This window comes from Terasakiella sp. SH-1 (genome assembly GCF_004564135.1).
GTDB lineage: Bacteria > Pseudomonadota > Alphaproteobacteria > Rhodospirillales > Terasakiellaceae > Terasakiella.
In genome coordinates, this window is the sequence record NZ_CP038255.1 from 813,668 (window position 1) to 837,924 (window position 24,257).

24 protein-coding genes and 1 pseudogene are annotated in these 24,257 nt (G+C 47.4%); 15 read left to right on the forward strand and 10 right to left on the reverse strand.

Going from position 1 to position 24,257, the window contains the following annotated elements:
* Positions 1–43: 43 nt before the first annotated feature.
* Complete coding sequence (locus E4K71_RS03685; RefSeq protein ID WP_135076754.1) at positions 44–1,348, forward strand: peptidoglycan DD-metalloendopeptidase family protein; 1,305 nt, start codon at positions 44–46, stop codon at positions 1,346–1,348.
* Between the two features lie 3 nt (positions 1,349–1,351).
* Here the strand turns inward: E4K71_RS03685 and E4K71_RS03690 are convergent, their stop codons facing one another.
* A complete protein-coding gene (locus tag E4K71_RS03690; RefSeq protein ID WP_135076757.1) occupies positions 1,352–2,122 on the reverse strand; it encodes a hypothetical protein in 771 nt (256 codons plus the stop codon).
* 223 nt (positions 2,123–2,345) lie between these two features.
* On the opposite strand from E4K71_RS03690, the gene E4K71_RS03695 reads away from it, so the two are divergent.
* The 4 genes from E4K71_RS03695 (at position 2,346) to E4K71_RS03710 (ending at position 6,267) form a co-directional block, all read left to right on the forward strand.
* Positions 2,346–2,579: a DUF3489 domain-containing protein gene (locus tag E4K71_RS03695; RefSeq protein WP_135076759.1), complete on the forward strand. Its 234-nt coding sequence runs from the start codon at positions 2,346–2,348 to the stop codon at positions 2,577–2,579.
* Positions 2,580–2,582: 3 nt separating this feature from the next.
* Complete coding sequence (locus E4K71_RS03700) at positions 2,583–3,032, forward strand: DUF2924 domain-containing protein (RefSeq protein ID WP_135076762.1); 450 nt, start codon at positions 2,583–2,585, stop codon at positions 3,030–3,032.
* A complete protein-coding gene (locus tag E4K71_RS03705) occupies positions 3,025–4,635 on the forward strand; it encodes a recombinase family protein (protein WP_135076765.1) in 1,611 nt (536 codons plus the stop codon). The genes E4K71_RS03700 and E4K71_RS03705 overlap by 8 nt, the downstream gene beginning before the upstream one ends.
* Positions 4,636–4,986: 351 nt before the next feature.
* Positions 4,987–6,267, forward strand: coding sequence for a tyrosine-type recombinase/integrase (locus E4K71_RS03710; RefSeq protein WP_135076768.1), 1,281 nt, complete (start codon positions 4,987–4,989; stop codon positions 6,265–6,267).
* A 387-nt stretch (positions 6,268–6,654) separates the two neighbouring features.
* Here the strand turns inward: E4K71_RS03710 and E4K71_RS03715 are convergent, their stop codons facing one another.
* Positions 6,655–7,080: a hypothetical protein gene (locus E4K71_RS03715; RefSeq protein ID WP_135076771.1), complete on the reverse strand. Its 426-nt coding sequence runs from the start codon at positions 7,078–7,080 to the stop codon at positions 6,655–6,657.
* Between the two features lie 137 nt (positions 7,081–7,217).
* Here E4K71_RS03715 and E4K71_RS03720 point away from each other — a divergent pair.
* Positions 7,218–7,316 (forward strand): annotated as a pseudogene (locus tag E4K71_RS03720) (nucleoside-diphosphate kinase); the annotation flags it as partial.
* 157 nt (positions 7,317–7,473) lie between these two features.
* Here E4K71_RS03720 and E4K71_RS03725 read toward each other — a convergent pair.
* On the reverse strand, positions 7,474–8,928 hold the full coding sequence (locus E4K71_RS03725) for a methyl-accepting chemotaxis protein (protein ID WP_135076774.1): 1,455 nt from the start codon (positions 8,926–8,928) through the stop codon (positions 7,474–7,476).
* A 21-nt stretch (positions 8,929–8,949) separates the two neighbouring features.
* Positions 8,950–9,264 (reverse strand): hypothetical protein, encoded by a 315-nt coding sequence (locus E4K71_RS03730; protein ID WP_135076776.1) that lies wholly within the window; start codon positions 9,262–9,264, stop codon positions 8,950–8,952.
* A 238-nt stretch (positions 9,265–9,502) separates the two neighbouring features.
* Between E4K71_RS03730 and E4K71_RS03735 the strand changes: the two genes are divergently transcribed.
* Together E4K71_RS03735 and E4K71_RS03740 are read left to right on the forward strand one after the other, a co-directional pair.
* The gene (locus E4K71_RS03735) at positions 9,503–11,134 is read left to right on the forward strand and encodes an AMP-binding protein (protein ID WP_135076779.1); all 1,632 of its coding nucleotides are present in this window, start codon (positions 9,503–9,505) and stop codon (positions 11,132–11,134) included.
* Positions 11,135–11,322: 188 nt separating this feature from the next.
* Positions 11,323–12,882, forward strand: a complete 1,560-nt coding sequence (locus tag E4K71_RS03740) for an inorganic phosphate transporter (protein WP_135076782.1) — start codon at positions 11,323–11,325, stop codon at positions 12,880–12,882.
* A gap of 73 nt (positions 12,883–12,955) precedes the next feature.
* On the opposite strand, the gene purN is transcribed toward E4K71_RS03740, so the two are convergent.
* The 3 genes from purN to E4K71_RS03755 all read right to left on the reverse strand — a co-directional run bounded on the left by purN (position 12,956) and on the right by E4K71_RS03755 (position 14,966).
* The gene (gene purN, locus E4K71_RS03745) at positions 12,956–13,606 is read right to left on the reverse strand and encodes a phosphoribosylglycinamide formyltransferase (protein ID WP_135076785.1); all 651 of its coding nucleotides are present in this window, start codon (positions 13,604–13,606) and stop codon (positions 12,956–12,958) included.
* On the reverse strand, positions 13,594–14,661 hold the full coding sequence (purM, locus tag E4K71_RS03750; RefSeq protein ID WP_135076788.1) for a phosphoribosylformylglycinamidine cyclo-ligase: 1,068 nt from the start codon (positions 14,659–14,661) through the stop codon (positions 13,594–13,596). The genes purN and purM overlap by 13 nt, the downstream gene beginning before the upstream one ends.
* A gap of 122 nt (positions 14,662–14,783) precedes the next feature.
* Positions 14,784–14,966: a hypothetical protein gene (locus tag E4K71_RS03755; RefSeq protein ID WP_135076791.1), complete on the reverse strand. Its 183-nt coding sequence runs from the start codon at positions 14,964–14,966 to the stop codon at positions 14,784–14,786.
* Between the two features lie 206 nt (positions 14,967–15,172).
* Here E4K71_RS03755 and E4K71_RS03760 point away from each other — a divergent pair, with 206 nt between their 5' ends.
* From E4K71_RS03760 to E4K71_RS03775, 4 genes are read left to right on the forward strand one after another with little or no spacing between them, the layout of a single operon-like run.
* Positions 15,173–16,282 carry a DUF2066 domain-containing protein gene (locus tag E4K71_RS03760; RefSeq protein ID WP_135076794.1) on the forward strand — a complete coding sequence of 370 codons (1,110 nt, stop codon included), beginning with the start codon at positions 15,173–15,175 and terminating at the stop codon, positions 16,280–16,282.
* Between the two features lie 6 nt (positions 16,283–16,288).
* Positions 16,289–16,852 (forward strand): CDP-alcohol phosphatidyltransferase family protein, encoded by a 564-nt coding sequence (locus E4K71_RS03765; protein WP_240796868.1) that lies wholly within the window; start codon positions 16,289–16,291, stop codon positions 16,850–16,852.
* Position 16,853: 1 nt separating this feature from the next.
* Positions 16,854–17,924 carry an AI-2E family transporter gene (locus E4K71_RS03770; RefSeq protein WP_135076798.1) on the forward strand — a complete coding sequence of 357 codons (1,071 nt, stop codon included), beginning with the start codon at positions 16,854–16,856 and terminating at the stop codon, positions 17,922–17,924.
* Positions 17,925–17,939: 15 nt separating this feature from the next.
* Positions 17,940–18,605: a DnaA/Hda family protein gene (locus E4K71_RS03775; RefSeq protein ID WP_240796869.1), complete on the forward strand. Its 666-nt coding sequence runs from the start codon at positions 17,940–17,942 to the stop codon at positions 18,603–18,605.
* On the opposite strand, the gene E4K71_RS03780 is transcribed toward E4K71_RS03775, so the two are convergent.
* From E4K71_RS03780 to E4K71_RS03790, 3 genes are all read right to left on the reverse strand, one after another.
* A complete protein-coding gene (locus tag E4K71_RS03780) occupies positions 18,562–18,846 on the reverse strand; it encodes a hypothetical protein (RefSeq protein ID WP_135076801.1) in 285 nt (94 codons plus the stop codon). The genes E4K71_RS03775 and E4K71_RS03780 overlap by 44 nt on opposite strands.
* A gap of 85 nt (positions 18,847–18,931) precedes the next feature.
* Positions 18,932–20,755 (reverse strand): aspartate--tRNA ligase, encoded by a 1,824-nt coding sequence (aspS, locus tag E4K71_RS03785; RefSeq protein ID WP_135076804.1) that lies wholly within the window; start codon positions 20,753–20,755, stop codon positions 18,932–18,934.
* A gap of 156 nt (positions 20,756–20,911) precedes the next feature.
* Positions 20,912–21,520 carry a response regulator gene (locus E4K71_RS03790; protein WP_135076807.1) on the reverse strand — a complete coding sequence of 203 codons (609 nt, stop codon included), beginning with the start codon at positions 21,518–21,520 and terminating at the stop codon, positions 20,912–20,914.
* Positions 21,521–21,753: 233 nt separating this feature from the next.
* Here E4K71_RS03790 and E4K71_RS03795 point away from each other — a divergent pair, with 233 nt between their 5' ends.
* Genes E4K71_RS03795 through E4K71_RS03805 form a run of 3 tightly spaced genes read left to right on the forward strand, consistent with a single transcriptional unit; the run spans position 21,754 to position 24,224 of the window.
* Positions 21,754–22,050, forward strand: coding sequence for a DUF2849 domain-containing protein (locus E4K71_RS03795; protein ID WP_135076810.1), 297 nt, complete (start codon positions 21,754–21,756; stop codon positions 22,048–22,050).
* A gap of 13 nt (positions 22,051–22,063) precedes the next feature.
* The gene (locus tag E4K71_RS03800; RefSeq protein ID WP_135076812.1) at positions 22,064–23,722 is read left to right on the forward strand and encodes a nitrite/sulfite reductase; all 1,659 of its coding nucleotides are present in this window, start codon (positions 22,064–22,066) and stop codon (positions 23,720–23,722) included.
* Positions 23,709–24,224 (forward strand): DUF934 domain-containing protein, encoded by a 516-nt coding sequence (locus tag E4K71_RS03805; RefSeq protein WP_135076815.1) that lies wholly within the window; start codon positions 23,709–23,711, stop codon positions 24,222–24,224. The genes E4K71_RS03800 and E4K71_RS03805 overlap by 14 nt, the downstream gene beginning before the upstream one ends.
* Positions 24,225–24,257 lie beyond the last annotated feature (33 nt).

Here is a 24,257-nt window from a genome sequence, read left to right on the forward strand (position 1 = left end):
CGGAAGACGCGGTTTTTTTTGTGTGCACAACAAGGAACCTACAATGTTTAAATTCTTAGATGATGTTGCCAGCGGGTTTGGCAACTTGTTCTCCGTCGATAATGGCTATTCACCCGATACACCTATTTCATCACCCGATGCCATCAAGACAGGTGGAGCTCTGTCCGATCTCGGCTTCTTTGGCAATAATGGCCAAGGAGAGTTTGATCTCAACAAAAGCGTGAAGGCATTTCAGGAAGACAATGGGCTGAAGGTCGATGGCGTGATCAATCCAGGTGGGCCAACGGAAAATACAATTTCTAATGCGCTTTCGCAGAAAAGTGTGTCGGCAATTGATCCGCTGGAAGCTACAACAAATGATCTGCCGTCTAATGTTACTGTCAGTAAACCTGAAAGTTCTAAGCCGGATCAACAATCTTGGATTGCTTCAGCTTCTTTTGGTGAACCTACAAAGTCCAAGACACCAAACTTGCCAAAAATTGATCCCATGACAGGCCTGACCGATCCTTTGGCCTCTGCTCCAAAAGGCAAAATGCCAACAGCGAAGCAATGGGAAGAAGCCGCTAAAATACAAAAGCAAAAAGCAACGACAGCTATTGTCCCTGAAGGCAATACGGTCCAGCAGCGTATACAGTCCATGATGGCTGATAAACGCTACAACGATAAATCCGATACTCGCCTGCGTGATCATATCGTTAAACAATTCAAAAAAGCCTATCCGGGTGAAGTACAATATGATGAGACGGGTAAGATGGTTCAGGCAGAAGCCGTGATCCAACCTGAAGAAGTTGAACCGTTTGATCCAGATGGTGAACTTATTGGCGGTTCCGGCACAGATATTCTGCAGGAAGATCGTCAGACTGAAATTGCTCAAGCCTCAACTGTTGAAACAAACTCTGCTGAGGAACAGGAACCCCTAAAATTCAAGGGGCCGATTGATAAAGGTACTATTAGAGGAGATGATCCATATGGCTCCGGCCATTATGGAGCCCCCCGCGGTCGTCGTACCCACAATGGGATTGATATCAAAGCATCGCCCGGTCAGCCCGTAACGAGTCCCGTTTCAGGTACATTTGTTCGTCGTGCTAATCCTTATAAGGATGACAACAACTATAGTGGTGTTTTCATTAAGACTGATGACGGACGTGAGGTGAAGATTTTCTATGTTGATCCAAACTCAGGCCTGCAAAATGGAAGCCGGGTAAAAGCTGGGGAAACTGTCATTGGCGTAACACAGGATTTACGCAAGAAATATCCAGCAAAAAGTGGAAAGTCAGCTATCACCCCTCACATCCATATCCAGGTTCAAAAGGATGGGAAATATATTGATCCGACGGAGGGCTTTTAGAGATTAACTACAGGCGACACCCCATCTCCAAATCAAAAATGAGGTGTCGCCACTTTTCCATAGATCGTATTGAAAACGTTCAGAGGCTTCTTTTGAAAACCCTAGGCTTTTAATTATATCAATCTCATCTTGTGATGCAGCCTGCGTCAGTTTGCTTGCACACATGTCAGTCGAAACAGTTTTGAAAGGGCCAGAGTTATCCACTGTGAAGCATGTGCTATTCGCTGCCCAATACAAATCTCCTGTTTTGGTAAGGCTCAATTTTTCATGCCATTGTCCCATCTCCCATGATGGTGAGGACAACCATTCAGTTTTTTGGTTTTCAAGATTAATGATGGCGAGAGACTTTTTGTCTCCAATAATTATCTTTGGATCAGCTATTTCAAGAACGCCTTTATCGGTCAAAATAAGACCGCCGGTTTCAGTCAACCCGACTGTTGCGACACTTGTGTCACGGCATCCCAATTGGTCTCCAGGATACCTGAAGACCACTTTATGAGCTTTTAACTCACCACCATTTAGCTTGCCCATCATTTGAACAGTTGCTGGGCCATATCCAGAGTCATCAGGATTGAAATCTAGAACAGGTGATTTCCCATCTGCCCCTTTGAGAAAATTCACATCAAACAACAAGCAAGGCTTCCCATTATCCGGGCAAACCGTTTCGGCTTTTAGAGTTTCACTCATCCCATCTGAGGGGAGCAGAAAAGCTGCAAGAAGTAGGGTCCCGATAAACATGGAACGTTTCCAATAGTTCTTAACAAACGTGGACACTTTGCCACTCCTTTTACGTGCTGTTTGATATCTTTTATATCTTAATGGAAGGTCTAGAGGAATATTTTGTTTATTTGCACTTTCCTCTGGACTTCCGTTGCCAACAGAGCGGTACTGTTGGTGGCTTTAGGGCCGGTGCTTGAAGGGAAATATCGATCTCTCAGGCATTTGGGCAGTGGGAGCTTTTACATAACGTGAAAGCCGAAACTGACGGAGGCCTGATATGGCTGCTCAAGCAAATAAATCCACCAAAACCAAGAAAGATACTGTCCTTGCTCTGCTCAAACGCAATCAAGGAGCCAGCGTTGCGGAAATTCAGAAATCTACCGGATGGCAACCTCATACCATTCGCAGCTTTATTTCTTTTACCGTGGGCAAGAAACTCCAGCTTGAGGTCATAAGCTCGCTGACCAAAAACAACGTGCGCCGCTATCGCATTCAAAAGCAGGAGGGCTAAATCATGGCCTCTTCTCTTGATCATATCGCAAACCTGGACGCGCAGAACCTGCGTGTCCTCTGGCAGCAGGAGTTCGACTGTGAACCGGCTCCGCGCCTTGGCAAAGACCTGATGATACGGTTGCTGTCTTTCAAAGTGCAGGAGAAACAATCTAAGGGGCTGTCAAAACCGGCCCTTCGCAAACTGAATAGCTTTAAAAAGCAATTTGCCGAGAAAGGTAAGATTACACCGACCGACAGCATTCGCATCAAATCTGGGACCAAGCTGATCCGTGAATGGAATGGCAAAACGCATACAGTTTTGAAAACAGAACAGGGATTTGAATATGAAGGGGAGTGTTTTTCGTCACTTTCCAATATCGCCAAACAGATCACAGGCAGCCACTGGTCCGGCCCCCGTTTCTTCGGTTTGAACAAGAAACCGACACCTCCGGGAGTATCAAACCATGCCTAAGAAAACTGTCAGATGCGCCATCTATACCCGCAAATCCACCGAGGAAGGATTGGATCAAACTTTCAACACTCTTCATGCCCAACGAGAAGCTTGTGAATCCTACATTCAAAGTCAGCGTCATGAAGGTTGGGTAACGTTGCCGGAGCTTTATGATGACGGAGGTTCCTCCGGCGACAATATGGATCGCCCGGCATTGAAAAAGCTACTCGCAGATATTGAAGCTGGGCTGATAGATACGGTGGTCGTTTATAAAATTGATCGTTTGACCCGCGCACTTGCGGATTTCGCCAAAATGGTAGAAATATTCGATAATCCTGACCACCCGGTATCCTTTGTTTCTGTTACCCAGCAATTCAACACCACGACATCTATGGGCCGACTAACCTTAAATGTCCTTCTATCATTTGCTCAGTTTGAACGCGAGGTTATCGGTGAACGGGTGCGAGACAAGATTGCTGCCTCCAAAAAGAAGGGCATGTGGATGGGCGGTCTGTTGCCCCTTGGCTATGATGTTGAAGACAAACTTCTCAAAATCAATAAGCCTGAAGCCAAAACTGTTCGAGATATCTTTCAAACATACCTCAAACTGAAATCGGTTCGTGAACTCAAAGAAAATTTGGATAAGCGCGGGATTGTTAGCAAGGTTCGAGTTTCAAAAGAAGGCAATACTTCCGGCGGCAACCCACTTGCCAGAGGCGCACTTTACACCATTCTGCGAAACCCTACCTATATCGGCAAAATCCGGCACAAAGATAAGGTTTACGATGGGGGACATGAGCCGATAATCGATATGGAACTCTGGCAACAGGTTCAAAACCTGTTGGATGAAAACCAGGCGAGGCAGGAAGGCAAAACGGATTGTAAGAACGGAAGCCTTCTGGCGGGCTTGATTTACGATGCCGAAGGCAACCGCCTGACACCCAGCCATGCGGTGAAGAAAACGGCATCCGGCAAGAAACGATATCGCTACTACATTTCCCGACCATTGACGACAGGCACAGGAAAAGGCCTTCGTCTCCCAGCTACTGATGTTGAGCAGATTGTGATTGTCAATTTATGCGCTTATCTGAATGACCCCAAGAATATCGCCACCCCAGAAGAACTTGAAGAATACACAGAGTTTGCAAAAACCTTGAAAGATCACAGTACCTTCAACCGGATCTTTCTTCTCAAACAACTTCTGGAATCCGTTATCGTTGATACTTCTCAAATCACCCTGAACATTAGAAAAGGTGACAATATTGTCCCGATGAAAGTCCCAGCTCAATTGAAGCGATGTGGTTTGGAGATGAAAATGGTTTTAGGCGATACAGAACGAAAACCAGCAAACGATCCGGCTTTAATCAGAGTTCTTACTCAGGCTCACGTCATTTTCGAAAAACTGACATCCACGGATCGCATCAGCATCACCGAAATAGCCGAAGCAGAAAAAGTCACACCTTCCTACATCACACGCCTGTTGCGACTGACGTCACTCTCTCCGAGAATTCAGGAGGTCATTCTAACTGGAAAACAGCCACCTGAGATGACCGCAAATAAACTGATGAATTTGAAGGTGCTCCCAATTGAATGGTTAGAACAGGAATCTCTGCTTGGTATCTAAGAAAACGCCCATTCCATTCCCGCCCTTTCTCCTCAAAAAGGGCTTTTTTGTGCGTGAACCGTACCACCACTTTTCGCCACAGAGATAATTCGGATATCTGGCTCTGAATTCACTGTCTCAGGTCCGGCTTAAAGAGCTCATATGATGCGCCACCACCCACAACCCATTGACTTTAAAAGACGAATACAAAGAAAAAGCGAACCGGCTGGAAATCAGCGGTTCGCTTTAAAAATTCTGGCGGACAGTGAGGGATCAGATGACATCAATTCTACAACCCGCAAAACCCCTTGATTTCATACACTTGAGCCATTAAAGGTAGGTGGTAACGGTAGGTGGTTTCAAGGGAAAGTCATGGCTCGATATATCGTCAAGCAGAAGCAAGGTTACTATGCAGCATTGGAAATACCCAAGCCACTGCACAATCACTTCGGAAAGAGGCGCTTCAAGGAAACCCTCAAGACACGGGACATCTCAGAAGCCCAGCGCAGAGCATTGCCCATTATTGCCAAATGGAAGTGTGAGATCGAAGCTGCCCGCAACGAGAACCAAAACTCCTTAGAGCGCGACCATAAATTCTGGCGGGAGTCCTTGGGGATAGCTGAGACCAACAGTGGCTACACTGACGAACAAGGCGAAGACATCTACCCTTCAGAGTACGACATCATTCTTGATCACCTGCAGGGTCAGGCAGAGAAGCTGGATAAGCAAGAGGATGGTTCAGGTACAGATTTTTACCAACAGTCCACAGGGCAAAAAGCCGTCACATCTGACTATATCGAAGAGTGGAAGAAGGCTCTCACCAATACTGAGAAGACCAAAGACATGAAGGTATCTTCTGTCAGAAGGTTTGCCGAGAAGTTCACTACCATTGACATGGTAACCAAGAAGGAAGTCAGACGTTGGGTAGATAGACTTCAGCAGGAAGATGGCCTGTCCCTCAAGACCGTTAAGAGTATCCTGTCGGCCTGTCGTGATTACTGGAAGTATCTGACTGCAATCGAAGTGGTCAGCGAAGACTATACACCTTTGAACAACCTGGGCCTTGCCAGCAAGGTGACAAAAGACAAAGCCAACGAACGCAAATCATTCACAGAAGAAGAAGTCTTAACCCTTCTGGGTAAAGCGAAAGAAAAAGGTGATACCTCCCTTGCTGATCTGATCACACTCGGCATGTGGACTGGAGCCCGTATTGAAGAACTCTGTTCGCTGAAGGTGAATAAGGTGAAGGACAAATCATTTGAGATTGAAGATGCCAAGACCGCCTCTGGTTGGCGTGAAGTCCCGATCCATTCAAAACTAAAGCCGAACATCCAGCGCCTCGTTAAAGACTCGAAAGATGGCTATGTTCTCAGTGGTTTAAGCGAGAACAAGTATGGTGACCGGAGCAATGCTATAGGTAAACGCTTCGGACGTTTAAAGACAGAGTTAGGCTTTGACAGACGTCACGTATTCCACTCACTCCGTAAAACAGTGATCAGTAAATTCAAACACGCTGGGGTTAATGAAGACAAAGCTGCTGATATTGTCGGGCATGACATCCCCACCATGACGTATGGCCTGTACGCCGATGGTAGCCTGTTACAAGAAATGATCGATGCTATGGAAATGATCACCTACAGGGGATGGAACTGACAACACAATAGCTTCAAGACCTATTCCAAGAGTCACCATGATGATCGTAGGGAAACTGCGGAGAAACTGAAGCTCCTTGAAAAAATAACTGTCCTGATCAATCAGTAATGGTCGTTAGGGTCCGGGTTCAATGCAGCATCCCATTCATTGATTGGCTTCTTGCGTCGTTTCGCACTGGCCTTCTCTATAGCATCCATCATAGGGCGTAAATGCTCCATCAACTTCGCGTCCTCCTCTGGGGTACGTTTCGGCGGTTCTGGTGCGTCAGCATGTTCTCGCCAGTTAGGGAAGCAAATATCCCAGACTTCCTCAGAGACCATCCCTTCACCTCGCCATGGGTGTTTAATGAAAGCAGCGGTTCCTTGTGACTTGTCTGCCTTGTCCCACCTATCTGCAATAAGTTTCAGGTCCGCTTGCGGAACTGATCAGACATAGGTCATGGCGGCATGACCCTTCTTTGATTTGTGTCATGCGCTGGTCCCGGTAGGTGGCGATCATACCAGCGGTAAGGCGGTCCAGTGTGGTGGTGGTAAGAGGCTGACGTAACAATCGGTTGATACGTGTGTTTTCCCGCGCAATGGTACTGCCGCGTTTTGTCGGCGTGACTTCTTTCTGGTAGCGTCGTAACAAATCTGCAAGCGTGATGGTTTTCAAAACTTCTTCGGGACGGTTGCGCAAAAGTTCCAGTTTCGATTCTTCTGCCATCGCCCATCGGGTGGCATCCGCTTTCTTGGTAAATGAGCGTGTGATACTGTGACCGTGCTTGCGAATTTGCACCCGCCATTTCTTTCCAGATTTATGTACGCTTGCCATGCTTTTTGCTCCTGACTGCACAGAAATTGCACAAACATGGTCGTGAACAGTTAAAAACGGTGGGGCATATCGTTGCCCAACAATGGCAGAAAACCTGATGGTACGCTGTGCTTCACAATCAAAGAAGATGGAAAATCGTCAAGGTTCAAGAGAACTCCGTACACGGTTCTGACGCTCCTGAAACTGCTGCTGAAGAAATCGCTTACTTCTTCTCTGCATGTGAGATCGTTGGCTAATAAACTTGCGGTTTTTTAACTGTAGGTGCTTGTGTGGTTTCTGTTGTTGATATCATGTCGACAGTATGGACGGTGTTTTAAAAGCATCAATCACTGCACAAAAATTACAAAAAGACCAGATGGGGGGTCCTATCTGGTCTTTTTGTGTTTGAGCCTGTTACTTAATTTCCAGTGTAGACAAGAATTCCTTGATTGTTTTCTCAACAGATTGAGTTTCTGAATTCATTTGTTGATTGGCTGCCATGACTGAACTGGATTTGCTGACTGTTGCATCCGCAATTTCACTGAACTGCTGTACGTCGTTGTTTGCCTTTGCCGCCTGTTCTGCGGCACTACGGGTATTTTGGGCAATTTTTAGGGTGACTTCATTTTGCTCATTAACATCTGAAACAATCGAAGATGATATTTTTTTCACTTCCTCAATCGTTGTTGTAATTTGAGAAATTGCATTGGTTGCATTGGAAGTTTGCTTCTGTATGGATTCAATTTGTGTTGATATTTGAGAGGTGGCATTGGCCGTTTGGTTTGCCAAGTTTTTCACTTCAGAGGCAACGACTGCAAAGCCTTTCCCCGCATCGCCGGCACGTGCTGCCTCAATTGTCGCATTTAAAGCCAGCAAGTTTGTTTGATTTGCAATATCGGTGATTAAGTTGATCACAGAAGTAATCTCTTCGGCAGCAGCGGACAGGCCCAATACAGATTGATTACTGTTTCTGGCTTTTTCATCAGCAACTTCAATGATTTTAGATGAATGAGTAATCTGGTCATTGATTTGTTGAATAGATGAAGACAGGTTGCTTGTCGCTTTGGCAACTTCATCCACATCAGAGTGAACATACTTAATTGAGGAATGGATTGTTTCGGACCTTTCTTCAATCTGTTGGGATATGGCATTCATAGATTGTGTGTGTTCATTCATGTGTTCTGTCGCTTCATTCATAGAACTAATCGTTTTTTGAATGTCTTGTTCAAAACCAAAAATGAGTTTTTCACTTCGGGCAAACTTTTTCTCTTGCTCTGAGGCAGAACTTTGAACTTGTTCTGAAAGTTTTTCTGCTTTTTCTGTTGCTTCTTCAGCTGCTTTGAGGAGTGTATCGGCTTCAAGCAAGTTGGCTTGAAGGCTTCGGGTTACAAAAAATAATACGCCAGCTTCAATCAACAGGATCACAGCATGGAAAACAACCCTGAAAAAGTCTCCTCCTTGGGGGAAAACGGCTAAAGGATAAAGAAAGTTCAATGATAAATGGTGTACAGCCACAGCCGCTGTGAACAGCAAAATTGCCCGCCAGTCACACCATGCGGATAAGATCGCCAGTAGGGCGAAGAAATACATGTGAACATCAATTTGCCACGGGTGTTCACGGAAAACATAGACCAATAGCATGACACAAACGGCAAGGACTAAGGAGGACATGCTTAGACTGCTCAACCCAATCGGATTTTTGCGCCAGGTGAGTGTGTAAAGTGTGGCGCCCAGTGCAGCAAGAAGTGTTGGGAACACCCAGTCGTTTCCTGTAAAGAGGCATGCGACCCAAATCAAAGGAACATGAAACCATATAAATGCGACGAGACATTTTGCGATAAATGCCTGTAAATTATGTAAGCGTTCCATTTACGAATTCCTTTTGCTTGATTACTTCTGCTGAATCGGGAAACAAAACCCAGTAACAACAGGATTAAAAACGAGCCATGCGCCGGCTTCATACAGCTTCTGCTTTTGATGAGGTATGTCTGTCGTTACAATTCCAATATTGGCAGCGGCCCCAAATCTGACAATCTGTGTTGCAGAACGTTCCACAACTTTTAAAAAGCCCTGTTTCCCTTCCCACGGTGATGTGAGAATTGCATATTGTGCGCCTTTCCCCTCAGGTATCGAAGTGGCTGTCATCCAGATAATAGATAATGATCCCAGCATAAAAAAAAGGATCGCAGGGAAGACGTCTTTCATGAAAATTAAGTCCATACCTAAGAGAGAACTTTAAGTAGAACGGGTAACATACAACAGTTTTGTATAAAATATTTATATTTTTTTAGATTAAAAAAACAAAAATGTAGATCATAAGACTTTTCCGGGGTGGAAATACTTTCAGGTTCTGACCTTAGCTTTACAATTTTTCACAAGATCATTTTCCCATCACGCGCTACACTCTGTTCAAACAGAACATAAAGACAGGGAGTATCTTCATATGAGTGATGTCTATCAGGCGATGCGCGACGGGTTTGATCTGGAAATTCCGGCCAATTACAATTTTGCTTTTGATCTGGTGGAAAAACGCGCCAAGGAAACGCCTGAAAAGGTAGCTTATATTGCGGTCAGCCGGGATTGTGAAACGGTGGTGGAACATACTTACGCTCACCTCAATGCCCAGGCCAACCGTTTTGCCAATGGGTTGAAAAAGCTTGGCTGTAAGAAAGGGGATTTTGCCTGTGTCGTCATTGCGCGTCTTCCGGCCTGGTATGAAGTGCTTGTGGGATCTATGAAAGTTGGGGTGGTTTCCATGCCGGGAACGAACCTGCTGACAGCCCATGATCTGGAATATCGCATCAATCGCGCTGGGGCCAAGCTGGCGATTGTGACGGCGGAACATGCCTCCAAGATTGAAGAGATCAAAGAAAAATGCCCGACGTTGGAGCATCTGATCATCATTGGGGAAGATCGTGACGGCTGGGTGAATTTTGAAACCCTGTGTGAAGAAAACTCCGATCAGTTGGAGCGTGCAGAGTGTGAGCCCACTGGTGCAGATGATCTCATGTTGATCTATTTCACATCTGGCACCACATCCTTGCCCAAAATGGTCCCACGTAATTATTCCTATGGCCTCGCCCATAAAATTACCGGGCAATATTGGATGGATTTGGCCGATGGGGATATCCACTGGACCTTGACTGATACGGGCTGGGCGAAAGCGGCCTGGGGCATGTTGTTCCCGCCTATGCTGCAAGGTGCGACCATCTTGCTTTATGATGGCGACCCGAAATTTGATGCGGATGTGCATTTAAAGCTGATTGAACGCTTCGGCGTGAATTGTTTCTGTGCCCCACCGACTGTCTATCGTGTGTTCGCGCAAATGGACCTGTCGCCTTATAATCTGGGGAGCCTCAACCATTGTATTGGCGCCGGCGAGCCGCTGAACCCGGAAGTTATGCGTACCTGGAAGGATGCCACAGGCTGTGATGTCTATGACGGTTATGGTCAGACGGAAACGGTTAATATTGTAGCGAACTACAAGGGGATGGAAGTGCGCCCCGGTTCCATGGGTAAGCCTGTACCGGGCCTGACGGTAGATGTGATTGATGAAGACGGTACAATCGTTGAAGATGACACGGTTGGTCATATTGCGGTGAAACTGACAGAGCCGCATCCCCTTGGTCTGTTTGATGGTTATTTCAAAGATGAACAAGCCAATGCCAAATGTTTTAAAAACGGCTGGTATTATACAGGTGATACGGCCACGCGTGATGGTGATGGCTATATCTGGTTTGTTGGGCGCTCTGACGACATTATTGGGTCTGCTGGTTATCGCATCAGCCCGTTTGAGGTGGAAAGTGCCTTGATCGAACATCCGGCCGTGGTCGAATCCGCTGTGGTGGGGAAACCGGACCCGGTGCGTGGCGAGATTGTGAAAGCTTATGTCACGCTAAGTGCGGGCTATGAAGCTTCTGACGAGCTGGAAAGGGAAATTCAGGATTTTGTGAAGAATCTGACAGCCCCTTATAAGTATCCGCGTGAAATTGAATTTCGCGAGGCATTGCCCAAAACGATTTCAGGAAAAATTCGTCGTGTTGAATTACGTGATGAGGCGAAAGTAGAGTCTTAAGCTTTGATTACAAAGAGTTTTTTATGAAGGAAGGGTGCTTGAGAAAAGGGCCCTTTTTTTCTGCCTAAAATTCGCCAAGAGTCTCCTTGTAATGAAACTTTAAAAAAAATATAACACGTTTGTCATATTGCTATAGGCAATCAGACCTCGCCCTCTTTGTAATGGGAAGTACATCAAGAGTATTTGGCATGGATCTCAATAATCTTCAGAAAATCGAAAACGCTCAGTATCTCAACAGACGTGAGCTTGTTCGTATCGGCACAGCAGCATTGTTTCTGGTGGGCATTATTATTTTCGTCGGCGCAAAAATGCCGGGAAGTTTCTTGCTGATTTCAGCAGCTGTTATCGGTGGATATATGGCGCTGAATATCGGTGCAAACGATGTGGCCAATAACGTTGGCCCGGCGGTGGGGTCCAAGACCATCACCTTGACAGGTGCGATTATCATCGCTGCGATTTTTGAATCGGCTGGTGCCATCATTGCCGGGGGTGATGTGGTCGGCACCATTCGAAAAGGCATTATTGATCCATCAGCCATTACGGACCCGCAGGTTTTCGTCTGGTTGATGATGGCGGCCCTTTTGGCCGGTGCAGTTTGGCTAAACCTGGCAACCGCCTTGGGCATGCCGGTTTCCACCACACACTCCATCGTTGGAGGCGTGCTAGGGGCTGGTATTGCAGCGGCTGGCTGGGATATTGCCAACTGGACCAAGGTTGGTCAGATTGCGGCCAGCTGGGTGATCTCTCCTGTCTTTGGCGGGATGATTGCGGCGACCTTCCTTTATATTATCAAGCGAACCATTACCTATCAGTCCAATATGATTGAGGCGGCCAAGAAAATGGTGCCGCTGTTGATCGGGGCGATGGCTTGGGCTTTCACGACCTATCTGATTATGAAGGGCTTGAAGAAGCTCTTTAAACTGGATTTCCTGACAGCTGTCGGTGGGGGCTTTGTCGTGGCTGTTATTATTGTCATGATTGTCCGCCCAATGATTGCCAAGGCAGCAGAAGGGTTGGAACCGACAAAGGCATCTGTAAACAAATTGTTTGTCATTCCGCTGATTTGTGCCGCAGCTCTGTTAAGCTTTGCTCATGGGGCAAATGATGTGGCAAACGCGGTTGGCCCGTTGGCGGCGATCTATGACGTGATCTCTCATGGGGCGATGGCAGCGAAAGCAGCTATTCCATTGTGGGTGATGATCATTGGTGCTTTGGGGATTTCTGTTGGCTTGGCTTTGTTCGGCCCGAAACTGATCCGCACTGTTGGTTCTGAAATTACCGAGTTGGATCAGGCACGTGCTTTCTGTATTGCGATGGCTGCGGCCATTACGGTGATTATTGCCTCTCAATTGGGCTTGCCTGTAAGTTCGACCCACATTGCCATTGGGGCGATCTTTGGGATTGGCTTCCTGCGAGAAGCGATCAAATCCAACTATGGTAAAAAGGTTGCAGAAATTCGTTCTCATCATGAAGGTCAGGATGAAGAGGAAGTCAATGCGTTCCTTGATAAGTTTGAAATGGCAAGCTTTGAAGAAAAAGGCCATATGCTCCGAGACCTGAAAAAGCATAAACAAGCGCCGACAGTGACCAAGAAAGAACGCAAAAGACTGAGCAAAGAATACAAGAAAGAGCTGGTTAAACGCTCTGCTGTGCTCAAAATTGCAGCTGCTTGGGTGATTACGGTGCCGCTTTCCGGTCTTTTGGCTGGTATGATTTATTTCACACTGCGTGGCATGATGATGCCATAAGAAAATTGTGAACCTATAAAAAAGGCCACCCGTTTTTACAAGCGGGTGGCCTTTTTATTTGTTCAATCTGTTTTTAACCAACAGGGTTAATCACACTTTCCGGCAAGCAAGCCACACCGTTATAAAGAACTTTTTCACCTGAAACGCGGACTTTGCGCTGTGCAATCAGTTTCAGGGCAAGCGGGTAGATTTGGTGTTCTTGTTCCAAGACGCGTGCAGCCAGTTCATCTGGTGTATCACTGGGCAGAACCGGGACCGCAGCCTGTACGATGATCGGTCCTTCATCCATGGCTGGGCGCACATAGTGAACAGTTGCGCCATGGAATTTTACACCTGCCTCAATTGCACGTTCGTGTGTGTGCAGCCCTTTAAAGGAGGGCAGGAGGGCCGGGTGGATATTGATCAGGCGGTCACGCCATTTCTGGACAAACCCGTCTGTGAGCAAGCGCATGAAACCTGCCAGACAGACCAGCTGTATGTTCTCGCTGTCCAAAACCTGGTGAATGGCATCTTCAAAGGCTTCGCGGCCATCATATTTCTTATGATCAATCACCATGGTTTTGATACCCGCCTGTTGGGCGCGTTCCAAGCCATAAACGCCATCGACGTTAGAAATCACACGAACGATTTCAGCCGGGGCATCGTCTTGGGCACAGAGATCAATCAGGGCTTGCAGGTTACTGCCGCCCCCGGAAATCAGGACAGCGACTTTTAGCTTTGCCATGTCTCAATCCCTGCGATTTCAACTTGTTCGCCACTGTCGCGTTTCACAACGGTACCGATGTTGGTGACTGTCTCACCACCGTCTTCCAGAATTTTTGTCAGCGCATCAACCTGATCGGCCTCAACAATGACGCACATACCGATACCGCAGTTAAAGGTGCGTGCCAGTTCATGATTGGCAATCCCACCTGCTTCGGCCAACCAGGAGAAAACAGCCGGCAGCTTCCATGTGGAGGCATCAATATCCACACCCAAGCCATCAGGCAGAACACGTGGAATATTTTCAACCAGACCACCGCCTGTGATGTGAGCCAGCGCATTAACACCGCCTGCTTTAATCGCAGCCAGTGTGCTTTTGACATAGATTTTTGTCGGGTCAAGCAGGGCTTCTGCCAATGTGCGGGAGCTATCAAACGGGGCAGGGGCCGCGTAATCCAGACCCGCAGCCTCAACAACGCGACGCACCAGCGAGAAGCCATTGGAATGCAGACCGTTTGAAGCAAGGCCCAGAACAATATCGCCTTCTTTTACATTGGCGCCTGTCAGTTCTTCACCACGTTCAACCGCACCAACGCAGAAACCGGCAAGGTCATAATCGCCTTCTGAATACATACCCGGCATTTCAGCCGTTTCGCCCCCGATAAGCGCGCTACCGGCTTGATTACAGCCTTCTGCGATGCCTTTGATGATATCGCGACCGGCTTGAACATCCAGTTTGCCTGTAGCGTAATAATCAAGGAATAGAAGCGGTTCCGCCCCTTGGACAACAAGATCATTGACGCACATGGCAACAAGGTCGATCCCAACGGTATCATGCTTGTCAGCCAGAATGGCGACTTTTAATTTTGTACCGACACCATCGGTGCCAGATACGAGGATCGGGTCCTGATAACCTGCGGCGCGCAGATCGAAAAACGCGCCAAAACCGCCAAGCCCGTCCATAACACCGGGGCGTTTTGTGGATTTTGCAAGGGGTTTGATCTCATCGACCAAATCGTTACCAGCGTCAATATCAACGCCTGCATCTTTATAGGTGAGACCTTTTTGATCTGCCATGACCCAACCTTATCTAAATATGATATGAAAACGGCGTCCAACATACACCATATTGAACGCCGATGAACATACTTAATTGGGCACAGTTTGCAATGAAGAAAACGTGAAAGGACGTTTTTCTTTTAGGCAGCCTGTTCGCCGTGTTTCAGGCTTTCCAGAGCCGTACCGATATTTTGCCAAACAGATGCTGTTTCCTGGTCCTGACAACGGTTCAGGTGATAGCGATATTTTTCAATAGCCTGTGAATGGCCATGTTCCTCAATGAGGTGTTGTGCAATTTCTTTGGGACTTACGCTCATTTTCATGGATGTGATTCCTTGTCTATGTGTTAGCGCAGCAGTTAGCGGCATTGTCTTTGTTGCAATGCAATATTTGCATTGTGCGCCGCAATAGTCAAGTTTGCTGATGTAAAAATTATGTTACAAAGTCGCAAAATGGGGCCATTTTCTTGCATCTGTTTGAAAAAACGGGCAAAACTGTTGCACGCAGAATTTAATGATGAGACCCTTAAATGACCCTACATATGCGCGTTGTTGCTTTGCTGACTTTGGTCGGGAGCTTTTTTTTCACTGTTGATTCACCTGTCTACGGCGCAGATGTTTTTGAAGTTAAAGGGATTTATGTGGATGTCACGGCCAAAAGCGTGACTGAGGCCCGCAAAAAAGCTATGCGTGAAGGTGAGGGGCGTGCCTTTGCTATTTTGCTGAAACGTTTAACCATGAAAGATGACCGTGGGTTATTGCCATGGATTGAGCCGCGTCATCGCGCACAATATATCCGTGATTTTTCAGTTACAGGGGAAAAGTCTTCATCCGTTCGTTATCTGGCAACTTATAGCTATCACTTTAAGCCGGATGCAATTCGCAACTTGTTGAAAGCGCGGGGCATCGCTTTTGCGGAAACCATCAGCAAGCCTGTGTTGGTTTTGCCGCTTTTTGAAAATGGTCAGCAGGCAACTTTATGGAATGATCCGAACCCCTGGCGCGAAGCCTGGAGTGGTTTGGGTGTGCAGCATGGTTTGGTCCCGATTGCACTGCCGCTGGGGGACTTGGCAGATATTTCAGGTGTGTCTATTCAGCAGGCAGCCGGTGCTGATGAAGCCGCAATGATGGATATGGCTAATCGTTACGGGGTGAACAGTGCGGTTGTTGCCCATATGGTGGTGACAGGGCGTGATCAGGCTGGCCAGCCTAATAATGTGGATTTGGTGATTAACCGGGTTGGTTCCAAATACGCTGGGCGGATGACTTTGCTGGGGGTTGCCGCACAGGAGGGGGAAACATCTCAAGCTTTCTTAAAACGTGCGGCTATGGAAGTTGCTGATGTGATTGAGGAAAGCTGGAAGCGCGATAATCTGTTGCAATTTGGGATGGTCGATGTACTCCCGGTGAATTTAAATATTCGCAATCTCAAGGAATGGTTGAGTGTACAGGAACGGTTAAAAAAGGTTCCTGTGGTGCGCCGGGTTGAGTTGGCTTTACTTTCACGTGATGCGGTCCAGTTGAACCTGCATTTTATTGGCAAGCTGGACCAGCTTATCAGTTCCCTGCGTCAGGTTGATCTTGATCTGGCTGTGACAGGGGAAAGCTGGTCATTGGTGAATTTATCTGGGCGGGGATAAGGCTACGTGGGCCAGCATTTTTGGCTGAATATACCGAATGTCATTACAGTGGGGCGGGTTTTTGCCGTTCCCTTCATGGTTTGGCTGATCCTGACCCATGATTTACATGCGGCTTTCTGGTTGTTTGTCGCGGCCGGTATCAGCGATGGGGTTGATGGCTATCTTGCCAAGATTTTACAAGCACGCACACGCATTGGTGCCTTTTTAGACCCGATTGCTGACAAGCTTCTGCTCGTCAGTGCATTTTTGACGCTCGGGGTGCAGGGGTTGCTGCCCCTGTGGTTGGTGATTATGGTGGTCTTTCGGGATTTTGCCATTGTGCTGGGTGCCGCTTTAATTGAAATTTTGACCCGAGATTTGAAAATGGCTCCTAATTTCAGTAGCAAGGTGAATACAACGGTGCAGATTGTACTGGTTTCTGTGTTGTTGGGGGTACATGGCCTGTCCGTTCAAGGGATGGACTGGGCGGTGACGGGCTTGATTTATGCGACGGCTCTCACAACGTTGGTATCCGGGCTGATTTACCTCTATCAATGGGGGATTACAATTTCACAGGCCAATGGGGATTAAGATGGACGCAACCAAACAATTGAGAATCTGGTCATTCAGCCTGCTGGTTTTTATTGTATTGCTGTATGTTTTGCGCGATGTGTTGACGCCTTTTGTCGCTGGAATGGCCGTGGCCTATTTCATTGACCCGTTGGCAGACAAGCTGGAAAAATGGGGACTGTCGCGCACAGCGGCCACAAGTGTCATTACGATCGCCTTTTTTATTTTAACGATTGGGGCACTGTCGACCTTATTACCTGTCTTAACCTCGCAAATCATTGGTTTTGCCGGGCGGGTACCGATCTATTTTGATCATTTACATGCCATACTGGAGCCTGTGGCCAAGCAGATTTTTTCCGGTGCATCTGAGGCCGATTTAAAAGAGTTAGGGGCAACAGCCGCAGGTTTTGCCAAGCAGGCATTTAGTGTGATTGGAAACCTTCTACAAAAATTGATCAGCGGCGGTGCTGCCCTGTTTGATGTGATTTCCATTTTGGTCCTGACTCCTTTGGTGACGTTCTATCTTTTGCGTGACTGGGATCTGTTGGTGGCGCGTATTGATCACTGGTTACCGCGCAAACATGCCCCGACGATCCGTGAACAGTTCCGCTTAATTGATGAAACATTGGCAGGCTTTGTGCGTGGGCAGGCATCGGTCTGTTTGATGCTTGGCACTTTTTATGCGGTTGGCCTGTCAGTGTTGGGCTTGGAATTTGGCTTGTTGGTCGGGCTCGGGGCCGGGTTAATTTCCTTTATTCCGTATTTCGGTTCTATCCTTGGCTTTGGTGTGTCGATCTCCATTGCCCTCGTACAGTTCAGTGATATGACGCAAGTGGGGCTGGTTGCAGGTGTCTTTGCGATTGGGCAGGTGTTGGAAGGAAATGTCTTAACCCCTAAACTGGTGGGGGAAAAGGTTGGGCTTCATCCTGTTTGGGTGATCTTTGCCTTAATGGCCGGTGGGGCCTTGGCTGGTTTTACAGGGGTGATGCTAGCAGTACCAGTTGCGGCAATTATTGGGGTGCTGGTGCGATTTGGTCTTGCCCAATATATGAAAAGTGCGCTTTATACAGGCAACCCCACTGACCCTTCCTAGAAGTCTGTAGAACCCGTGTCGACCCATTCGCAATTACCATTGGATTTTGAATATCGCCCTGCCATGAGCGGCGATGACTTTCTGGTTTGTGCCAGCAATGCAGAAGCCGTAGCCTGGCTGGATCGCTGGCCGGACTGGCCAGCTCCCTTTGTGGTGATTTACGGCGAAGCAGGATGTGGTAAAAGCCATTTAGCTGCAGTGTTTCGCCAGGCAACGGGGGCGGAACCTGTGAGCTTGCAGTCTGACCCTTATGAGACAATGGGCGAGGCCACAGTCGGTGTGATAGAAGATGTTGATCTGATTATTTCAGATCATCAGAAAGATTTATTCCATCTTTATAATCATGCCAGAGAAAAGGGCCTGACCTTATTGCTGACAGCACGCCATGCCCCGGTGGATTGGGATGTTAACCTGCCAGACCTTAAAACGCGCTTGGGCACTGTCCCTGTGGTGGAGATTGGTCAGCCTGATGACATGCTGATGGAAGCCGTTCTGGTGAAACTGTTTTCAGATCGCCAGATTCAGGTTGAGCGTGACGTCATCGCCTTCATGCTGTTGCGCATGGAACGTTCGTTTGAACAAGCCATCACACTCGTTCAGGAAATTGATCGCCGTGCTCTTGCGCAAAAGCGCAGGATTACTGTACCTCTGGTTCGATCAGTTTTACAGGATCAATCATAGCCTCTTCGATAATTTCATCCTGACAGACATCTTCACGTTTGAGCGTGCGGATCATTTTGCAGTCTTTCTGTGTGACAGCAGATAAGCCGTGGTCTGTGATTGTCTTGTCCGTGGCAAGATAGGAAATCCCATCAGCCATAAATGAAATGACCTTAAGAGCTGGTGGCCCTGCGCAGGCAGAGAGAAACAGGGGGGAAAGTCCCAGCAAGAGATAGGCGCGTAGTTGTGTTTTTTTCGGCATGTTTTGCTTCTTATTGAAGTTAAAAAAAACGCGGTCATTTACAGTATGACCGCGTTTCCTTAACGTGTGCTTAACGCAAGAGTTGTTAGCCTACCTCACCTTCTGCATCAGAGGTTTTTTCGACTTTAACTTTTTCTTTTGGAAGGTTCAGTTTGATGTGCAGTTCACGCAGCTGCTGGACGGAGACTTCGCTTGGGGCTTGCATCAACAGGTCTTCTGCGCGTTGGTTCATCGGGAAGGCAATGACTTCACGAATGTTTGGCTCATCAGCCAGCAACATCACCATACGGTCGATACCCGGGGCACAACCACCGTGGGGGGGAGCACCAAATTTAAAGGCACGCAGCATGCCGCCAAATTCTTTTTCCACCACTTCCGGCTCATAACCTGCCAGACCGAAGGCTTTGTACATGATTTCCGGTTTGTGGTTACGAACCGCACCGGAAGACAGCTCAATACCGTTACAAACGATGTCATACTGCCATGCCAGAATGTCCAGCGGGTCTTGTGTTTCAAGCGCTTCCATACCGCCTTGTGGCATTGAGAATGGGTTGTGAGAGAAGTCGATTGTGCCTGTCTCTTCGTTCATCTCATACATGGGGAAGTCAACAACCCAGCAGAAGTTGAACTTGTTTTCTTCCAGCAGTTCCAGCTCGTCACAAACGCGGGTACGAACCACACCAGCAAAATCAGCCGCATCTTTTTCTTTGCCACAGACAAAGAAGACGGAGTCGCCATTGCCCAGACCACAGATGTCGAGGATTTGTTGAACACGATCTTCACCTAGATTTTTGGCAATCGGGCCTTTTTGCGTGCCGTCTTCGGCAATCGCAATGTAACCGAGACCACCCTTACCTTCATCACGTGCCCAGTTGTTGAGCTTGTCAAAGAAGGAACGTGGACGACCGGCAGAACCCGGTGCCGGGATGGCGCGAACCACATTGCCCTGATCCACCAGTTTGGCAAATAGGCCGAAGTTTGACCCGCGGAATGGTTCCGTCGTATCGGCGATGATCAGCGGGTTGCGCAGGTCCGGTTTGTCAGAACCATATTTCAGCATGGATTCTTTATAAGGGATACGCGGGAAGGGCAGGGGTGTGACATCACGGCCATTACCGAATTTGGTAAAGATTTCATGCATCACAGGTTCGATGGCGTTAAAGACATCATCTTGTGTGGCGTAAGCCATTTCGAAATCAAGCTGATAAAATTCCCCCGGTGAACGGTCAGCACGGGCATCTTCGTCACGGAAACACGGGGCAATCTGGAAATATTTATCAAAGCCGGAAACCATCAACAGCTGTTTGAACTGCTGCGGGGCTTGGGGCAGGGCGTAGAATTTACCCGGATGGTTACGTGCCGGTACCAGATAGTCACGCGCACCTTCTGGTGAAGAAGCCGTCAGGATCGGTGTCTGGATTTCCATGAAGTCCTGATCCGTCATTTGACGACGGATTTCAGAAATGACCTGAGAACGCAGTTTGATGTTGTTGTGCAGCTGTTCACGACGCAGATCAAGGAAGCGGTGGCGCAGGCGGATTTCTTCACCAGCTTCTTCGTTACCAGCGACCTGCATGGGCAGAACGTCACAGGCAGATTCCAGAATGACCTCATCCATATAGATTTCGATCTCACCTGTCGGCATGTCTGGATTAACCGTTTCTGCTGTACGTTTGACCACTTTACCTGTAACCGTTAGAACGCTTTCTACACGGGCACCTTCAGCGATTTTAAACAGTTCAGAAGAGACGTCGATCACACATTGTGTCATGCCGTAGTGATCGCGCAAGTCGATAAACAGCAGGTTACCATGATCACGTTTGGAGTGAATCCAGCCGGAAAGGCGAACAACTTCGCCGTCGTTGTCTGCGCGCAGTTCGTTACATTTATGTGTGCGATAGGGATGCATCTTTCGCTCGTCTCTTTGCATGAATTTCAAGGGTGTCCTGATTGTAAGAAATCAGACAGCGTGAAATCGCATTTAAGAGGGGCAAATGTCAAGAGATATGGTGAGAAAACTTCAAAGAAATCCCACTCTATCTCTGCATTTTACAGGCTGGCGAAATTACATGCCGATGGCGATGGCCTTGCGTACCAGATCAGGCAGGTTGGGCGCATCCATTTTACGCATCACCGTTGCGCGATAAATTTCAACGGTACGCGGGCTGATATCCAGTGATTGCGCCGCTTCCTTGTTGGAAGCACCTTTAACGATCAGGTCCATGACTTCACGTTCACGCGGGGTTAACTCATCGACCGTTTTTTTCACAATCTCGGCTTCTTCAGCAGAAGGCAGGTTTTTTTGCGGTGTGTTAATGACACGGTCAACACAGGCAATCAGCTCATCTGGCTGAACTGGCTTTTGGATGAAATCAATCGCACCGGCCTGCATGGCTTTCACAGCCATGGGAACTTCGGCATGGGCGGTGAGGAAAACGATGGGGAGCGGGAATTTCATCTCGTTTAGCTTTTGCTGTAGCTCAAGCCCATCCATCTCAGGCATGTTGACATCCAGAACCACACAGCCAGATTGTGGGAGGTCGTCTATATCTGAAAGAAACGCGCTGGCTGATGCGTAAGTGTGGACTTTACGTTCGTCCCCGCTGATCGCTGTTTCGAGATAGTCCAGCAAGTCCTGGTCATCATCGACAAGATATACGTTAATCGGTGCCACTTTGTTCGTTATCCTAGTACTTATCCTTAAGGGTAGGACTAAGATTCTACCAAAACCGCTTATGAATCAAGAGGGATGTTTAAAAAATAGGCGGTTAAATTGAATAACAATAAAAAAATGTGTATAAAAAATAAAATACAAAAAATATTGACTAATTAAAAAAATAGTCGCATATAGTCCTCAGTGAGGTGCTTGTCACCGTTGGAAATTAAGACAAATCGAGGCTTCTACCCATGTCTTTACAAGTCGTAACTGCAAACCGTCTGGATGATGGATTGGCTGTTTTCTATGGCGAAGATGGTCAGTGGCATAACACCATTAATAATGCCGCTATTGTCGAAAAAGGTAATGAAGGCGACAACTTACTGGCGAGTGCATCAGATGATGCGAATCAGTTGGTTGTGGTCGGCCCTTATTTGATTGATGTTGAAAAAGAGGGTAGCGCACCGGTTGCACTACGTTACCGTGAAATGATTCGCACAAAAGGCCCTTCTGTGCGCCCCGATCTTGGCTATCAGGCTGATAAATAAGGAATCGTGACCTATGTACAAGTATGATGAATACGATCAACGACTGGTTGATGAGCGCGTCGAGCAATTTCGTGATCAGGTCAAGCGCCGTTTAAGCGGTGAACTGAGTGAAGAAGAATTTCGCCCTTTGCGATTGATGAATGGTATTTATCTGCAAATGCATGCCTATATGCTGCGTGTGGGTATTCCTTACGGGACGATGAATTCCACGCAGATGCGTCAGTTTGCCTATATCGCGCGTAAATATGATAAGGGCTATGGTCATTTTACAACGCGCCAGAATTTGCAATTTAATTGGCCTAAACTGGTTGACTTGCCGGATATTTTGGCGGATTTGGCAAAAGTGCAATCTCATGCCATTCAAACAAGTGGTTCGTGCATTCGTGCCATTACATCGGATCAATATGCCGGTGCGGCGGTTGATGAATTGGAAGACCCGCGCCCCTGGAGTGAGATTTTACGTCAGTGGTCCAGCCTACATCCTGAATTCACCTATTTGCCGCGTAAATTCAAGATTGCTGTGACAGGTGCAACATCGGATCGCGCGGCTGTCGCCATTCATGATATTGGTCTGCGCATTCGCCGTGATGATCAGGGCGAACTGGGCTTTGAAGTTATGGTTGGCGGTGGGTTGGGCCGCACGCCCATGATTGGTAAAACCATCTGTGAGTTTTTACCCAAAGAAGATTTACTGTCTTATGTTGAGGCCATTTTGCGGGTGTATAACCAATTTGGTCGTCGTGACAATAAGTACAAGGCACGGATCAAGATTTTGGTTCATGAACTGGGTGCTGATAAATTTGCAGACTTGGTTGAAAAAGAATGGGAAGCTATTCGTGATAGTGACCTTCATCTGCCTATTGATGAAATTGATGAATTCAAACTGCATTTCACCGCCCCAAGTTTTGAGAGTCTGCCCGCCTTTAGTTCTTCTTTTTCTGAACAGGTTAGTGCCGATCAGGACTTTGCCTATTGGATTCAGAACAATGTGAAAGAACATAAGCAGCAAGGGTATGCGATTGCCAATATTTCTCTAAAACCGATTGGCGGCATTCCCGGTGATGTCAGTCATGTGCAGATGGACGCACTGGCGGATTTGGCAGATCGTTTCAGCTTTGGCGAGTTGCGTTCTACCCACGAACAAAACTTGGTTTTGCCTCATGTTAAGCGTGATGATCTTTATGTTCTTTGGCAAGAGCTGGCTAAACATGACCTTGCGACGCCAAATTCCGGCCTGATCACGGATTTGATTGCCTGTCCGGGGCTGGATTATTGTAACTTGGCCAATTCGCGCTCAATCCCGTTGGCACAACGTATCTCCAAACGATTTGGTGAGCTGGACCGCCAGCATGAAATCGGCAAAATTCAGGTAAAAATTTCTGGCTGTATCAATGCTTGTACACATCACCATGTCGGTCATATCGGCATTTTGGGTGTGGATAAGAAAGGGCAGGAATTCTATCAAATTACCCTGGGGGGGCGTGCCGATGAAAATGCCAAAATAGGGAAGATCATCGGGGCGGGTTTCTCAACAGAAGATGTTGTTGATGCCGTTGAGACCATTATTAACACATACCTTGGTTTGCGTGAAAATAAGGAAGAAACCTTCCTTGAGGCATTCAACCGTGTAGGTGACAAGCCGTTTAAGGAGGCTCTTTATGGCACTCGTTAAAAATAACCTTATTGTTGAAGATAAATGGAGTCTTCTTGGCGATGAAGACAGTTTGCCTGAGGGGGACGTTATTGTCTCCTTGACCTATTGGCAAGAAAACCGTGAGGCGTTGCTTGCGCGTTCTGGTGGCCTTGGGCTGATTTTGCGCAGTGATGAAAATCCTGAGGAAATTCTGGGCGATTTACAATTTTTCCAGTTAATCGCCCTGGACTTCCCTGCTTATACCGATGGGCGTGCCTATAGCTATGCCCGACTGTTGCGCGAACGTCATAATTTTGATGGTGAATTGCGGGCTGTCGGTGATGTGTTGCGTGATCAGGTGTTTTTGATGAGCCGATGCGGCTTTGATGCTTTTGTGATTGATGCGCAGGATCAAAAGGCATTGCAAATCTGGCTGGATGCCCAAAAAGACTTTACGACTTTCTACCAGCCGACAGGGGATGGCCGCAAAACGGTGAGTTCCTTGCGTCAACGCCGCCGTGTCGCACGCGCAGCTTCTTGAAGATTGTGCCGTTTATATAATATAATATCAAAG